Consider the following 14,963-nt stretch of genomic DNA (forward strand, 5'->3'; position numbering starts at 1 on the left):
TGTCTAGGTGGTGCTTTAGAGATTCTATATTGCTGTAATGTGTTGTGTATTGCACTTATTTCCTTTTTCTCTTGCTTTAAGATTCTATAAAAATTAAGTCTTTGGGATTTACAAAGCACACATTATAGCATAAAATATTATGTATTCTTTATGTTTAACTTATAAGGCATTGTAACCTAAACTCACACACTTTTGATACAATGACGGATAGATAATAATTATTTTTTAAGGAGCAAATATGCTAGTTTTTGGACAAGAGATTCTAAACAAAGCGAATAAAGAGGGCTATGGAGTAGGTGCATTTAACTTTGTGAATTTTGAAATGCTAAATGCTATTTTTGTAGCGGCAAATAAGGCAAACTCACCCATTTTTGTGCAAGCAAGTGAAGGGGCGTTAAAATACATGGGTATTGATATGACAGTAGGCATGGTAAAAACTATGGCAAAGCGTTATCCGCATATCCCTGTGGCATTACACCTTGATCATGGCACTAGCTTTTCTTCATGTAAAAGTGCGGTAGAAGCGGGATTTACTTCTGTGATGATTGATGCTTCACACCATCCTTTTCATGAGAATCTAGAAGAGAGTGCAAAAGTCGTAGAAATGGCACATAAAGAGGGTGTAGGCGTAGAGGCAGAGCTTGGCAGACTTATGGGGATTGAAGATAATATATCGGTTGATGAGAAAGATGCTGTGCTTGTAAATCCAAAGGAAGCAGAGCAGTTTGTAAAAGAAACAAAGATAGATTATCTAGCCCCAGCCATTGGCACAAGTCATGGGGCATTTAAGTTTAAAGGTGAGCCAAAGCTTGATTTTGAGCGATTAAAGCTTGTAAAAGAGCTGACAAAAATCCCGCTTGTATTACATGGGGCGAGTGCTATACCAGATTATGTAAGGGCGAGTTTTAGTGAGAGTGGTGGGGATATTGGCAGTAGTAAGGGTGTGCCTTTCTCATTCTTACAAGAGGCAGTAAAAGGGGGCATAAATAAGGTAAATACAGATACAGATTTACGCATTGCTTTCATCGCTGAAGTGAGAAAACTCGCAAATAAAGATAAATCACAATTTGACTTACGCAAGTTTTTTGCACCAGCTATGGAAGCTATGAGTAATGTCATCGCAGAGAGAATGGAAGTCTTAGGCAGTGCAAATAGAATCTAAAAAACTTTTGTCTTAATATTAAGGATTTAGAATGTTTCATATTGTATTTAATGCTGATCAAAATTACATGAAATATGTAGCAGTGCTGATAACAAACATCATACATTACACAGATACAAGTAAAAAATATGTAGATTTCGCCTTTCATAGCACAGAATCTAAAAATAAAACCCAAGATTCCAACATATCTATGCAAATAAATGGGGGGGGGGGGGCAAAGCCCCATAACTTGGGGAGAAAGTCTCGCAAATAGAGAAAACCCTATAAATGCGGAGCAAAGCTCCATTAATTTAGAGGGCTATCACTTTCATGTTATAACAGATTCTATTACAAAGAAAACTTTGGAACAATTTCATATATTGCAAACCACCTTGCAAGATATTTATCCGTGTCAAATAGAAGCCCACATCATTAATGATGAGGACTTCAAGGATTTACCAAAGTGGGGCTATGAAGAAGCGCAACAATATGCGGCTTATTATCGTATTAAACTTGTGGATTTTTTACCAAACAATGTAGATAAATGTTTGTATCTAGATACAGATATGCTTATATTAACAGACTTGCGAGAGCTTTTTGCGTTCAATTTAGATGGCTATATTGCTGCTTCATCGAGTGGTAGTCCAAATGCAACAATTAGTCGTTATGGAATCTACAGAAAGAAAAAGGGCGGTAAAAAAGCAGTAAAATCGTTTGAAACAAGTTTTTATTTTTGCAGTGGGCTTATGCTTATTAATACAAAAGAGTGGATAAAACAAAATGTAGATATTGAGGCAATGCGTTTTTTGAGAGAGTATGAAACAGAGTTTGCAGACCAAGATGCCCTAAACTTTGCTATGCGTGATAGGGTGTATAATTTGGGTGAACAATGGGGGATACTTGCTTATCAATCACTTGAAGCAGCTTGTTCTACTAATATAGATTTTTCAAAGCGATATGAAAAAGCAATGATAAATGCCAAGATTCTCCACTGCAATGGTCCAGCAAAAGCATGGTTTGGGGCTTATAATAAACTTACGATAGATTTTATGCCAAATATATATCCACATAAAGATGTATGGTGTAAAATGGCAAGGTTATGCAGTGGATTCGAAAATGAATTGAACGCACAAGTAGAAAATATAGAAAATGAAGGTTTGCCTGAATATGCCATAGCACTTGCAAGACAATTAAGGGAATTTCAAGGACATTATAACTTTCCTGCAATGAAGAGACGGCTTGAGCGTATAAGCAAACCACACAAAGCCATTATGATGGCTTTGAAAAATCTAATACATCGTTTTAAAAAGCATGTATGAATATATTATTTAGTAAAACCGCGATATATTTTGCTAAAATACACGCTATTTTGTATGGAAAGGTTTATTTATGTTTGTAGATGATAAATTACTTGATAAGCTTGAAAAATTAGCAATGATACATATCGCACAAGAAAAGCGTGAGGATTTTAAAGAAGAATTAAGCGAAATTATCGCCAAAATGGATAGCCTGCAGGAAGTCGATACAGATAGTATTGCATTGCAAAAAGATGATAAAACCCCCATGCGACCAGATTTACCAGAAGATTCCGCAATACGAGACCAAATCCTAAAACAAGCCCCAAAAGCAAAAGATGGCTATTTCATTGTACCAAAAGTGATAGGGTAGGTTTTCTCCTGCTTTATATTTGTGAGAGTGTTGCGAGTTATCTTGAAGTAGGTCTTTAATCGTTAGAGGCTCATATACCAAATCAGATACTAAAAGTAAAAAATCTTGTGTAATCAACTCTCTTAACACCACAGCGTATAAGCACTCCCAGTAGTTGCAAACTTTTCATTCTTATGCGTTATTATCTTAAAATCTTTAGCTGAAAGCCTATCTGCTAGGGCATTATAAGCTTTGTTTTCATAACCTGTGCCAATGATAACTTCTTGTATGCCCGCTTCCTTTAAAAGCCTTAAGCTTCGCTCAATCAAAGTTTCTTGTAAAGTTCTGTATATAGAAAGCCTTTTGATAGATTGTTCTTGATATCGTCAATTGAGTAATATTTGCATAAGGTAATACCAACTTTACGACATGAAAAATCTAGAATAGTTAATACCCTCCCCCAAAAAAAATTAAAGTCAAAAGTAAAGATTGGATTTGCATATGTCATTAGAATCTGTGCTAGTATTTGTGTTCTTTATAGTTACTTGATTATTTTCTATTTTTACATATCCATTGCATTTACTTTTATCCCCCAACAATCCTTACAATATCATTGTAAAGTCCAAGCAACATAAACGTTATAATAAGGCTAAGTCCTAATGCGACAAGGATATTTGCTATTCTTTCATGCAGAGCCTTTCCGGTTAGCCATTCATAGAGAGTAAAAAGGATTTGCCCGCCATCGACTATGGGTATGGGTAAAAGATTTATTACGCCAAGATTCACAGAAATGATGGCTAACACCAAAATAAAATTAATAAATCCCGCATTATATGCCTTCGCACTCACATCAGTAATGCCTACCACACTGCTTAGATTCTCAAGCCCAATTAGCCCTAGCAGCATATCCCGCAATCCCTTATATATCAACATAATATCATCATGGACTTTCATCATAGCATTTTGTAATATCTCAACGGGACTAAAATACATGATTGTAATAGCAGGTGTGATGCCCAATATTATGCGATCCTTTTCCTTGCTTAAAGGCACAAGTAGTTCTAGAGTCTCTTTGTTTTTATTGGATTTTTCATAAGAAATAGGGCGAGATATAAGCAGCTTTGCCTCCATATTTTGTGTTTTATTCTCATTTAAAATATGGCTAATATCGCTAAATTTTTCCACTTTGATTCCATTAATGCTTATTATCTCATCATCTTTTTTTAGGATATTATAAGCTAAAAATTCCTTGCCAATATCACCAATAATAGGGGTATTAGAATAGCTTGGCACACCTTGTGCAAAAATGATTATATATATGAAAAATGCTAAAATAAAATTAAATAAAGGACCTGCAAGAAGGATTAAAATCCGCTGAAATGGGTGCTTAGAAAGCAGAGAATCTTTATCGTATTGACTAGAAACACTAGATTCTATCTCATTAGAATCTTTAGATATAGAATCTTTTGTAATCTCACCTTTGAGCTTTACATATCCGCCAAGTGGTATGAGAGATAGGGTGTATTCTGTGCCTTTGTATTGCTTTGTGATGAGTTTTTTACCAAAGCCAATGCTAAAAACTAAAACTCTAACACCAAATAAACGCGCAAATAAAAAATGCCCTAGTTCATGAAAAAATATGAGGAATGAGAGTCCCAAAATGGCAAATAATAAGCCCATTAAGCCATAGCCTTGTAATATTTAAAGGTATAATCAAGCCCAGAATATAGCGTAACAATCACTGCAATCCATAAAAAAAGTGTGCCGCCGGGGAAAAAGTCAGCAAGTAAAAACGCAATCGCTAGAATCTGAAAACCAGTCTTGTATTTTCCAAGCGGGCTTGCTGCGACATTTTGCTTTGAGTTTGCCGCTACAACACGCAAGCCTGTGATATAAAACTCACGCGATAAGATGATAAAAACCGCCCACGCATTCGCCCTATCAAGCAACAATAAGCCGATGAATGCCCCAAGTATCAGCATTTTATCTGCTAAAGGATCAAAGACTTCGCCAAATGTGCTACCCAAATCAAACTGCCGTGCAATATAGCCATCAAAAAAATCTGTAATAGAAGCGATACAAAAAATAAGACAAGCACAATAATTCCGCCAAGAAATATCTACCCATGAAGGTACGATATGCTCCCAATGAAGCATCACAACAAGCAGCAAAACAGCGAGTAAAATACGCGAACATGTAAGAATATTTGGTATGTGTTTCATGTAAAATCCAGTTTTATATATGTTAAGTAAAGTTAAAATTATAACAAAAAAAGCAAAATCTTTTATTGCTTTGTTGTGTTAGAGTTTTGTAATTTATGCTGCAAAATTTGCAACATTATAGAAAATATTTTGCAATAAGAATCTGTTGAGCGTGTTGCAATGTGATAATTTTAATTGTTTAGAATCAAGTGGGATTTGGTTTTTGTTATTAACTTTATTTGGATAGAGTAACGCATTATTTTTATTTTTTAAGGAGATCTCTATGAATCATGTGCGTATAAGCGGGGGGGGGGGGGCAATACCTCTGCAATAACGAAAATTATATTTTATGCCAAAAGAAACTACCCACGAGGCGTGGCGTTATGTGGCTAGGGCAGACCTGCAATCTCAATTGCTATTTTTGCTACTTTGCTGAGCGGATCGCTGACAAGAAGCACCCTGAGCATCCATTTTTCTCTCTTGATAAAGCAAAAGAAATCTGTAAAATCTATGTTGATGAGTTCAATTGTAATAGCATAGATATTCAAGGCGGTGAGCCGACCATCTATCCTCATATTTTTGAGCTTTTAAAATACTGCAATGAAATCGGATTAAAACCAAGTCTTATAACAAACCTTATTGCTTTAGCAAAGTTTGAACACGCACAAAAATTTAAAGAGGCAGGGGTTTATGATTTTCTCTGCTCTTTGCATGGTATTGGTGCTACCTATGATAAGATTGTAGGTAAAAAAGGTGGCTTTGAGAGACAAATTAAAGCCCTTACAAATCTACAAATACTAAAGATTCCAATACGGGCAAATTGCGTTTTAACAAATGAGGTTATAGATGAATTGCCGCAAATTACTGATCTTGCAATTAAATATAATGCACGAGTGGTAAATTTTTTAGGTTACAATAATGCAGGTGATCAAAAGAGGGTAAGAGATACGCACAATATTCCATATTATGATGTGATAGGGCAAAAACTTACGCCTTGTATTGATAGATTAGAATCTCATGGCATTGAAGTGAATTTGAGATTCCTGCCATTTTGCGTTGTTGAAGAGCGACATAGAAAAAACATTGCAAATAGTTTGCAAATGATATATGATCTACATGAATGGGAGAGAAGCTCTAGATTGTGGATTGAGAGACAACCTCAAAGGGCAGCAAAACTAACGACAGAAAAACCAGATGTCATACGCTTTTTCACACAACACAAAAGACGCATGGCAAAACGACACAAAAGCTTTACATGGCTAAAACGCACAATATTGCCCTATATTCGTTTTGATGACAAATATGCACCAATCCAACCCTATGAAAAGCCAATTTTAGATAAGATTAAGTTCTATACTCCAAATGTAAAAAACATAGAATCCTTTAGTAAATTAGAGCATTTTTATTTAGAGCAAGACCTTGTGTTTGATGACATTCTTAAGGAAAAGATTAAGCCAAAACGATGTGAAGAATGTTCGATTAAATTTATTTGTGATGGATTTCATTGTGATTTTATTGAGGAATTTGGACAAGGTGCAATTAAGCCGATACGCTTGGATAAAGAAATACTAGATCCCAAACATTATTCAAACCTGCAATATAAAGTCATAGAAAAACAAGAGTGGGATTGGTTCTTTAATGATTTTGAGCGAAAAGAAGTGGAAAAATGCGTGCAAGATTTTAAAGAAAATCTTAAAAAAGAGGGACAACATGAAACTTCCGCAAGTTGAGATTATCATTTCTCTTTACAACTATGCAGAATATATTAGCGAATGTATCCTTTCTGTTATAAAGCAGGATTATCCGCATATTCTCATTCATGTCGTAGATGATGGAAGCAGCGATGATTCTGTAAGGATAGTGCAGGATTATTGCAAACAATATGCAAATATTAGATTGACAACAAAAGTAAATGGCGGTCAGCTAAGTGCGTTTAATGCCGGATTTATTCACCTTGATGGGAAGAGTGAAATTGTGTTTTTTCTTGATGCTGATGACTATATGCGTGAGGGCTACATCAAAAAAGCTGTGGAAACTTTTTTAGAGTCCCAGTGCGATATGTTATTTTGCGATTTATTTATCATGCAAGATGGTAAAATAAGCGATGGTGATAATGAGGTTTTGCCCTATGGTGATTTAGGTTTTAGTATATTTGATACCTACTTTAATGGCTCTTATTATGGACACTCTACTTCTACAATAGCAATTACAAAACAGATGCTTAGCAGAATCTTGCCACTTTCATTGGAAAATGAATGGAGAATACGGGCTGATGATTGTATAATCTATGGTGCCGCATTGGTTGGGGCAAAAATATTTCACTTAGATTTCAAAGGCATTTACTATCGTGTGCATAGCAATAATAATCATTGTGGAAAGACTTTTTCTTCAAAATATGAATTTCATCGTGCTTTATCTGTGCAAAAACTATTTTCCACATTATTGGAGAGGCATAAAATTTCACTTCATTATAGTTTGTTTTGTGCAGAAATTGATTCAAAACCTAGTGATTTGTTGTATCGATATAAAAAGATGATACGCGCAACTGATTTTAAATATTTTCAAAAATGGCGTGCCTACAAAATACTTCGCAAAAAATTAAAAAGGATATGAGAGATGATAAAACAATATCTTTATAAAATACTATATTTTCTAAAGCTTAAAAAGAAAAAGAGAAAATCGCCTTATAGTTTTATTGATATTGGCTACAATTGGGCTGATAGCTTTAAAGATCTGATATTTTGTGAAGATATTAATGTGCGGATTCAAAAGCTAAAACATGGTTTAGATATGGAAAGTTGTAGCATTATTGATGAAGTGCTAGAGAAGCTAATATGTCTTATCCCGCGTTCCACACAAAAAGCATTGTTTGATAAAAATACGCTGTTTTCACAAAGAGATTTAGCTTTGCAAAAAGAGATTCTAGATAACAAGATGTGGTCAGAGTATCCACTATCTAACTACTTTATGAGTGAAGTATATTATTATCATAATGGCATTAAACTGCTTCCAACACACTATATTGCAAGTCGTATTCACAATAAAACCATAATAGATGTGGGAGCGGCAAATGGCGATAGTGCGTTCTGTTTTGCTAAATATAACCCATATAGAATCGTGAGTTTTGAGATGGAAGCTTTGTGTTTTAATGAGCTCAACGAAAATATTAAAAAATACAATATAAACGCTTTTGCCTTCAATCTTGCTGTGTCCAATTGCAATACAGAACAATCTGTAAGACTAGATTCTGTGCTAATTGCAAACAATGGGGGGGGGGGGGGTAATATTCCAAAAATAACCACCGAATCTAGTTTGCATGATTCTCATTTAGAGATTGGATTAATTAAAATGGATATTGAGGGGGCAGAAATTAAGGCTTTGCTTGGGGCAAAGGAAACCATATATTTACACAGACCTATATTAATCATTGCAATATATCATAATGCGGAGCAATTTTTTGATACAAAAGAACTCATAGATTCTTGGGATCTTGGGTATAGCTTTTTTATTGCAAAACTTTCTGTTTTCCATCCAACAGATGAAGTTATGTTATTTTGCCTGCCCAAGATAGATTAAATAGGTTTGGGATTTATAAAACCCACCTCAATATTTTCAATTATATTAAGAAAATAAGGGCTATAAAAGACCCTCCTCCCCCAAAGACTGAGTTACTTAATCATCTTTAACCACAAAGCTTTTCACGCCAAAATGCTTTGCATAACTTGGATTTGGAAATTCATCGGCTTTATCGGTTGGATTCTGCCAATCTCCATAGCGTTTATAAAAGCTGTGAAAATATTTAGAGCTTACCACTATATCTTCTATCCCCCGTGCCTTTTGTGTCTCTATATAAGTTGCCATATTTTCCCATTTTATACGCATATCAACAAATGCACTCAAGACAAAACTCCCATAAAGAAAGCTAAACAATAAGATTGCATATTGAAACTTTTTCTCGTGATTGTAAAACAAATTTTCTATGACTTTATAAACAATTAAAAACCCAACAATCCCTATGAGAACCACAAAGAGACGGGCCCTAGGCGGGATATTCACCTGCAGTGTCAATAAAAGACATATATGACAAAAAATAAAAAGTAAAAAAGCATAAAAATACAACCTAGATAATTCCATATTGTCATCCTTTTTATAGACAACCGAAGCGTAATAGCATATCACAATAAACAAACATGCGCCAACAAGATGTTTAATAAAATGCAAGGTAGGTATAGAAAAGACTGCAATAAAAATCACGGCAAATAGGAGTATTACACCAATGTGCTGCCATTGTTTTTGTTTAATTTGAGTGTATAAAAAACATAATAATAAACATGCAAATGTAACAAGGGTTGTGCTTGTGGACTTCATAACATGACTGATTCTTGCAAGTTTTTCATATAAACTCATATGTAAAAAGTCACCAATGGAATAATATTCAATCTCTAATTCTACAAATAACGCCGCTCTCTTCGCATGACCGGGTGATAGATACAATGCTAAAAAACCCAATACAAATAAAATCACTCCAGCATAATACCAAAATGGTAATCTAACCTTTGCGATAAAGACTGCATAAAAGAGTAAGCAAATATGAATAATAACAACAATAATGCCTGTAATCTCATTTGACATTCCAGCAAAAAAGCTTACTATAAAAAATGGAATCAGTATTAGAATCTGTGGGGGGGGGGGGGTAGTATTATATATAAAATAGTTATGCCAAAAAAGCCTGTAAGGTATGCAAACAAGCAATACTAATGTGTAAGCCCAAAGATAATTAAGCGCACCAGCAGCCCATACAAATATTGAGCCAAACGCACCAAACAACAAAATACATAACACGCTTAATGCAAGCACTACGCTGTCATTAAAACTCCTTGGCAATCTTGCATAAAGAATTACAAACCATGCAAGCAAAAACACAACTCCAACTAAGGTATTTGCTATCTTAAAAAATAGTGTTGGAGCAAGAGCGCCAATAAAAGCTGTTCTAAGTAACTCACCAAATCGCCCATTCCAACTCATATACATGCTTATAGCACCATCTAATCCCCCAAAACCAGCACCTAAATCATCGCTCTGTGTAGGAAATACATAATTAACACTAAATAAAAAAACACTAAATAAAATAAAAGTAATCCAAACGGATTTATGTATATTTGTCATCATTTACCTTTGTGTGTAAAATATTTTAGATTCTAATGGCAATACATGAATTTTACAGTAATATCCACATTTAAGACTATGAAAAATAATTCACATGTTTTTTATTCTTTAACCACAAAGCTTTTCACGCCAAAATACCTTGCATAAAGCGGATTTGGGAATGCTTTTGGATCTGTTCCCGGACTATCCCAATCTCCATAGTGTTTATAAAAGCTGTGAAAATATTTAGATCTTACTGCTATATCTTCTATCCCTTGTGCTTTTTGCTGTGCCACATCTTTTACCATAGTCTCCCATTTTATACGCATATCAATAAAAGCACTCAGGACAAACATAGCATATAAAAATACACAGATACATACCCCATATTGTAGTTTGCACTCTATGCTTGGGTGGAGAAATAATATAGCCCTATACAAAAGTATATAATGTAAAGCTCCAGCCAATACGATAAATAATCCAGCTCTTCCCGAAAATACTGCTTGTATCGTTAGCAATAAAAACACATGAAGCACAGCAAATATCAAAAATACATAGAGATAGTACCGAGATAATGTTGTATTATGTTCTTTTTTGTAAATACTATACGCATAATATGTAACCATAAGAAACATGACAACACTTGCAGTATGTGGAAAAACCTCTAGAAACTGCACACCAGTAGCACATGCGATAATTACGATTGCAATAGCAATATGCTTGTAAGATTTGCTTTTATATCTTTCATAAAAAAACAATAAAGCAAAACAGGCAAATGTAGCAATAGTAACACCCCTTGGTCGCAATACATCATTTATGCGTTGTAGTTTTTCATAAAGACTCATCTGCCATAAAGTTCCAAGTGAATAAAAATGCCCTTGTGATGCAGATAACGCCGCTCTCTTCGCATGACCGGGTGATAGATACAATGCTAAAAAACCCAATACAAATAAAATCACTCCAGCATAATACCAAAATGGTAATCTAACCTTTGCGATAAAGACTGCATAAAAGAGTAAGCAAATATGAATAATAACAACAATAATGCCTGTAATCTCATTTGACATTCCAGCAAAAAAGCTTACTATAAAAAATGGAATCAGTATTAGAATCTGTGGGGGGGGGGGGTAGTATTATATATAAAATAGTTATGCCAAAAAAGCCTGTAAGGTATGCAAACAAGCAATACTAATGTGTAAGCCCAAAGATAATTAAGCGCACCAGCAGCCCATACAAATATTGAGCCAAACGCACCAAACAACAAAATACATAACACGCTTAATGCAAGCACTACGCTGTCATTAAAACTCCTTGGCAATCTTGCATAAAGAATTACAAACCATGCAAGCAAAAACACAACTCCAACTAAGGTATTTGCTATCTTAAAAAATAGTGTTGGAGCAAGAGCGCCAATAAAAGCTGTTCTAAGTAACTCACCAAATCGCCCATTCCAACTCATATACATGCTTATAGCACCATCTAATCCCCCAAAACCAGCACCTAAATCATCGCTCTGTGTAGGAAATACATAATTAACACTAAATAAAAAAACACTAAATAAAATAAAAGTAATCCAAACGGATTTATGTATATTTGTCATCATTTACCTTTGTGTGTAAAGTGGTTGGCACATTTTCTTACCGCTTACAACTACTTTGTGCTAAAATTTGTTACATATATTCCAAAATTTTGATCGCTATATCCACTAAAACTTACGCCGTTTGGAGTCTTCCACAGAATCTAATGCCATTTTAGAAACTTCACTTGCGACTTCATTGTTTTGGATAGTGATATTTGTATTTTCTTGCGTAATGCTTTCAAGCTGTGTAACTGCAGAATTGATTTGATTTATACTTTCTACTTGCTCTTTTATAGATTCTGACATTTCATTAATGCCTTGCACTAGCATATTTGTATTTGCTTCAATCTCGCCTAAACTTTTTGATGTGCGTTCTGCAAGCTTCCTTACCTCATCAGCAACAACTGCAAAGCCCCTACCATGCTCTCCAGCTCTTGCCGCTTCAATAGCGGCATTAAGTGCGAGTAGATTTGTCTGATCAGCAATATCCTTGATAATGTCAATAACATTTTTAATATCTGCACTTTGGGCTGTTACCTCACTTGTTTTGTCTTCTATATTTTGCATAGAATTTGTGATTTCTTCAATAGAAGTTGCAGTTTGTTGCAAGCTTGCAGTTTGTGTATTCATAGAATCTGCTAAAGCATTCATAGAATCTCTTAGATTTTGAGATTTGTTTTGCAAGTTCTCACCCAAGTCAAGCTGCACCTTTAGAATCTTGCTAATCTCATCGCCCATATGATTTACACCATTAAAAAGTTCCTGCATGATCCCATTTAGCTGTGTGCTATCAACGCGTTTTGTAAAATCATTATTTGTGTAAGTGTATAGCACTTCTCTTACCTGCGCTATGTTGTCATAAAATGCCTGTAATAGGTCGTTGAGTATCTTTTGTAATTCAACAAGGTTTGGGCTATGTGGGGTAGATTCAATACGCAGTTTCAAGAATCCGCTACTAGCCTTTTTTGCAATGTTTGCAGTTTCTTGTATCATGGCATTATCTTTTTGCAAACCAGCCTGCACCTTTTGTATATTTTGGTCTAAAACTCGAGACATTTCACCAAACTCATCTCTATTCTTAATAACAATGGGCTTAATCTCATTTGTTTCATTATTAATATATGCACAAAACGAAATAATGCCCTCACGGATTGTTTTAAGTGGTCCAACAATACCCCAAATAACAGCAAAAGATAAAAATGCAAAGACAACAACAGAACCAAGCAGCATAGCAATCATCACTGTATCAACGAATGCAAGTGAATGGGCGGTTTGAGTGGTTAGCCAATGTGAAAGTGTATTGAGTTTGTCTGAAGCCTCTTTGCGTATGGAAGAATTTCGTTGTGCATACTCGTCCATACCTTTAATGCCATCACTCTGATCGGTCTTTATGCGTGTTTGCATAGTCTCTTGCAGGGCTTTAATATAGCTTTCAAGGCTACTAATTACATCATTTGACATTGAGAGGCTTTCTTCTGTAAAAAATGTCGTTTGAAGCTTGCGTAAATCGCCTACAACCTCATTAAGCGTATCGATAAACTCTTTATATGCCTCTGTTGAGCGACCATTTTGATAAAAAAGCTGACCTGCATTTAAAAATTTTATTTGAATCTTAGTTAATGTCTCATTTTGATCTAGTCTTGCCAAAGCCTTATTGTTTTCATTGCTAAAAATACTATAAATTATAATAAAAATAATCGCCAAAAATAGTGGAAATAATCTTAGCCGCCATCGCACATTCATGTTGTTTAACATTGCTTAATCCTTTTGATAAAAATTTGACAAACAATCACATAAAAGATTGTATTATAGGAAAATATTCCTGAATCTAAGTTTGTATTGTTGCTAATCTTTTGTGCTTTTGTGATTTGAGATAGCATACATTATATTACCCAAATGATTTTTGCAACAATAAATATACATAAAATATTATCTAAATTACTCTAGTTAGCGATATGTTTAAACCAACACCTCAAAAAACACCCTATTTGCTTCTCCATTAAATTCTCGTATTTTAAGCATTGCTAGGCTCAATTCTATGGCATTTATCACAAAGGCAATCTCATGCAATGGAATGTATCCCATGTGATTTACTCTAAAGATTTTGTCTTTTAGCCTATCTTGCCCACCTGCCACATTGATATTGAAATGTGATTTTAGAATCTTTATAATATCTTTTGCATGTGTAGAATCTACAACACTCATACTATTTGCTGGTGTTTTTGGATAAATGTGCAAGTCTAGGGCTTGCAAGGCTTTACGCGTGGCATTTGCTATTTTTGCACTATATTCATATATATCTGTAATTGTTAGATTCTTACTTGCAAGCATGTCAAAATATGCTTTAATACCTATTATGATAGAAGTTGTCGCTGTGTATGCTGTGGTATTTTTACGCTGATTCTTTAGCTCTTTTGAGAGATTGAAGTAATAACCCTTTGGATTACTTTCTATAAAATCAATCGCCATTTTACTTAAACCGATAAAGGCTAATCCCGGTGGCAACATAAAAGCTTTTTGACTACCGCCGATTAGAGCGTCAATATGTGTAGTAACAATGTATTCTACACCCATAGCTGTTATGCCATCAGCGATGACAAAAATGTCTTTATTATGCTGTTTTACTAGTTTTGCAACTTCTTTATAAGGATGTGAAAGACCACCTGCTGATTCACAAATCTGTAAGCATATACATTCAATATCTTTGTGTTGTGCTAAGGCTTCTTGTATAGAATCTACACTTACTGGCGTATCCCATTCATTTATAATCTCAACTACTTCTCTACCTAATGCCCTGCCTATGCCCCCAAAGCGTTCGCCAAACTTACCGCTATTTACACTTAGAATCTTGCGTGAAGAAAAAGTGGCAATACAAGCTTCCATAGCTCCTGTGCCGCTACTTGCAAGCATGAGTATCTCTGGCATACCAAGCATTTTAGCTAAATGTGTTCTAGTCTCTTTAAATATAGATTCAAACTCACTTGTTCTATGATGTAGTGTAGGCTGTGCCATAGCCTGACGGATAAACTCTGGGGTAGGCGTTGGACCGGGTGTAAATAAAAGCGATTGTGTTATAAGCTTTGAGATATTTGTTTCCATTTTTTCCCTTTTTGCAAAAAATATGTGTAAGTATAGCAGAAATATGAATGCAGTTAAGTAAAATGTAGTATCCTTGCATTCAAACAAACCAAAATCATGGTTTGTAATTTTACATTATAAATCATGGTTTGTAATTTTACATTATAAAGGA

At 34.7% G+C, this 14,963-nt stretch carries 15 protein-coding genes; 7 read left to right on the forward strand and 8 right to left on the reverse strand.

What is annotated here, in order from left to right:
- Positions 1 to 238: 238 nt before the first annotated feature.
- The 4 genes from XJ32_RS01675 to gatC all read left to right on the forward strand — a co-directional run bounded on the left by XJ32_RS01675 (position 239) and on the right by gatC (position 2,809).
- Positions 239 to 1,162, forward strand: a complete 924-nt coding sequence (locus XJ32_RS01675; RefSeq protein ID WP_077388144.1) for a class II fructose-bisphosphate aldolase — start codon at positions 239 to 241, stop codon at positions 1,160 to 1,162.
- Between the two features lie 31 nt (positions 1,163 to 1,193).
- Positions 1,194 to 1,415: a hypothetical protein gene (locus XJ32_RS01680; protein WP_077388145.1), complete on the forward strand. Its 222-nt coding sequence runs from the start codon at positions 1,194 to 1,196 to the stop codon at positions 1,413 to 1,415.
- Positions 1,363 to 2,460, forward strand: coding sequence for a glycosyltransferase family 8 protein (locus XJ32_RS01685; protein ID WP_077388146.1), 1,098 nt, complete (start codon positions 1,363 to 1,365; stop codon positions 2,458 to 2,460). The genes XJ32_RS01680 and XJ32_RS01685 overlap by 53 nt, the downstream gene beginning before the upstream one ends.
- Positions 2,461 to 2,530: 70 nt before the next feature.
- A complete protein-coding gene (gene gatC, locus XJ32_RS01690) occupies positions 2,531 to 2,809 on the forward strand; it encodes an Asp-tRNA(Asn)/Glu-tRNA(Gln) amidotransferase subunit GatC (RefSeq protein WP_005218206.1) in 279 nt (92 codons plus the stop codon).
- A gap of 122 nt (positions 2,810 to 2,931) precedes the next feature.
- Here gatC and XJ32_RS12565 read toward each other — a convergent pair whose 3' ends face one another.
- From XJ32_RS12565 to pgsA, 3 genes are all read right to left on the reverse strand, one after another.
- Complete coding sequence (locus XJ32_RS12565; RefSeq protein ID WP_254422417.1) at positions 2,932 to 3,117, reverse strand: glycosyltransferase family protein; 186 nt, start codon at positions 3,115 to 3,117, stop codon at positions 2,932 to 2,934.
- 256 nt (positions 3,118 to 3,373) lie between these two features.
- The gene (gene rseP, locus XJ32_RS01700) at positions 3,374 to 4,468 is read right to left on the reverse strand and encodes an RIP metalloprotease RseP (protein WP_077388147.1); all 1,095 of its coding nucleotides are present in this window, start codon (positions 4,466 to 4,468) and stop codon (positions 3,374 to 3,376) included.
- Positions 4,468 to 5,010: a CDP-diacylglycerol--glycerol-3-phosphate 3-phosphatidyltransferase gene (gene pgsA / locus XJ32_RS01705; RefSeq protein WP_005217685.1), complete on the reverse strand. Its 543-nt coding sequence runs from the start codon at positions 5,008 to 5,010 to the stop codon at positions 4,468 to 4,470. Before pgsA ends, rseP begins: the two co-directional genes overlap by 1 nt.
- 362 nt (positions 5,011 to 5,372) lie before the next feature.
- On the opposite strand from pgsA, the gene XJ32_RS01710 reads away from it, so the two are divergent.
- Genes XJ32_RS01710 through XJ32_RS01720 form a run of 3 tightly spaced genes read left to right on the forward strand, consistent with a single transcriptional unit; the run spans position 5,373 to position 8,565 of the window.
- Positions 5,373 to 6,719 carry a radical SAM protein gene (locus XJ32_RS01710; RefSeq protein ID WP_077388148.1) on the forward strand — a complete coding sequence of 449 codons (1,347 nt, stop codon included), beginning with the start codon at positions 5,373 to 5,375 and terminating at the stop codon, positions 6,717 to 6,719.
- Complete coding sequence (locus tag XJ32_RS01715; protein ID WP_020995815.1) at positions 6,700 to 7,602, forward strand: glycosyltransferase family 2 protein; 903 nt, start codon at positions 6,700 to 6,702, stop codon at positions 7,600 to 7,602. The genes XJ32_RS01710 and XJ32_RS01715 overlap by 20 nt, the downstream gene beginning before the upstream one ends.
- A 3-nt stretch (positions 7,603 to 7,605) precedes the next feature.
- Positions 7,606 to 8,565 carry an FkbM family methyltransferase gene (locus XJ32_RS01720; RefSeq protein WP_254422418.1) on the forward strand — a complete coding sequence of 320 codons (960 nt, stop codon included), beginning with the start codon at positions 7,606 to 7,608 and terminating at the stop codon, positions 8,563 to 8,565.
- 96 nt (positions 8,566 to 8,661) lie between these two features.
- Here XJ32_RS01720 and XJ32_RS01725 read toward each other — a convergent pair whose 3' ends face one another.
- The 5 genes from XJ32_RS01725 to XJ32_RS01745 form a co-directional block, all read right to left on the reverse strand.
- A complete protein-coding gene (locus XJ32_RS01725; RefSeq protein ID WP_077388149.1) occupies positions 8,662 to 10,155 on the reverse strand; it encodes a DUF6056 family protein in 1,494 nt (497 codons plus the stop codon).
- 101 nt (positions 10,156 to 10,256) lie between these two features.
- Positions 10,257 to 11,201 (reverse strand): DUF6056 family protein, encoded by a 945-nt coding sequence (locus XJ32_RS01730; protein WP_077388150.1) that lies wholly within the window; start codon positions 11,199 to 11,201, stop codon positions 10,257 to 10,259.
- A gap of 38 nt (positions 11,202 to 11,239) precedes the next feature.
- Complete coding sequence (locus XJ32_RS01735; protein ID WP_027338349.1) at positions 11,240 to 11,734, reverse strand: DUF6056 family protein; 495 nt, start codon at positions 11,732 to 11,734, stop codon at positions 11,240 to 11,242.
- A 105-nt stretch (positions 11,735 to 11,839) separates the two neighbouring features.
- Positions 11,840 to 13,468 carry a methyl-accepting chemotaxis protein gene (locus XJ32_RS01740; RefSeq protein ID WP_077388151.1) on the reverse strand — a complete coding sequence of 543 codons (1,629 nt, stop codon included), beginning with the start codon at positions 13,466 to 13,468 and terminating at the stop codon, positions 11,840 to 11,842.
- A 204-nt stretch (positions 13,469 to 13,672) separates the two neighbouring features.
- Positions 13,673 to 14,812, reverse strand: coding sequence for a pyridoxal-phosphate-dependent aminotransferase family protein (locus tag XJ32_RS01745; protein ID WP_077388152.1), 1,140 nt, complete (start codon positions 14,810 to 14,812; stop codon positions 13,673 to 13,675).
- Positions 14,813 to 14,963 lie beyond the last annotated feature (151 nt).

The organism is Helicobacter bilis (assembly GCF_001999985.1).
Classification (GTDB): domain Bacteria; phylum Campylobacterota; class Campylobacteria; order Campylobacterales; family Helicobacteraceae; genus Helicobacter_A; species Helicobacter_A rappini.

Coding starts and splice junctions, on each gene's coding strand:
- XJ32_RS01675 (WP_077388144.1), top strand. CDS start 239: ATGCTAGTTTTTGGACAAGAGATTCTAAACAAAGCGAATAAAGAGGGC.
- XJ32_RS01680 (WP_077388145.1), top strand. CDS start 1,194: ATGTTTCATATTGTATTTAATGCTGATCAAAATTACATGAAATATGTA.
- XJ32_RS01685 (WP_077388146.1), top strand. CDS start 1,363: ATGGGGGGGGGGGGGCAAAGCCCCATAACTTGGGGAGAAAGTCTCGCA.
- gatC (WP_005218206.1), top strand. CDS start 2,531: ATGTTTGTAGATGATAAATTACTTGATAAGCTTGAAAAATTAGCAATG.
- rseP (WP_077388147.1), bottom strand. CDS start 4,468: ATGGGCTTATTATTTGCCATTTTGGGACTCTCATTCCTCATATTTTTT.
- pgsA (WP_005217685.1), bottom strand. CDS start 5,010: ATGAAACACATACCAAATATTCTTACATGTTCGCGTATTTTACTCGCT.
- XJ32_RS01710 (WP_077388148.1), top strand. CDS start 5,373: ATGTGGCTAGGGCAGACCTGCAATCTCAATTGCTATTTTTGCTACTTT.
- XJ32_RS01715 (WP_020995815.1), top strand. CDS start 6,700: ATGAAACTTCCGCAAGTTGAGATTATCATTTCTCTTTACAACTATGCA.
- XJ32_RS01720 (WP_254422418.1), top strand. CDS start 7,606: ATGATAAAACAATATCTTTATAAAATACTATATTTTCTAAAGCTTAAA.
- XJ32_RS01725 (WP_077388149.1), bottom strand. CDS start 10,155: ATGACAAATATACATAAATCCGTTTGGATTACTTTTATTTTATTTAGT.
- XJ32_RS01730 (WP_077388150.1), bottom strand. CDS start 11,201: ATGTCAAATGAGATTACAGGCATTATTGTTGTTATTATTCATATTTGC.
- XJ32_RS01735 (WP_027338349.1), bottom strand. CDS start 11,734: ATGACAAATATACATAAATCCGTTTGGATTACTTTTATTTTATTTAGT.
- XJ32_RS01740 (WP_077388151.1), bottom strand. CDS start 13,468: ATGTTAAACAACATGAATGTGCGATGGCGGCTAAGATTATTTCCACTA.
- XJ32_RS01745 (WP_077388152.1), bottom strand. CDS start 14,812: ATGGAAACAAATATCTCAAAGCTTATAACACAATCGCTTTTATTTACA.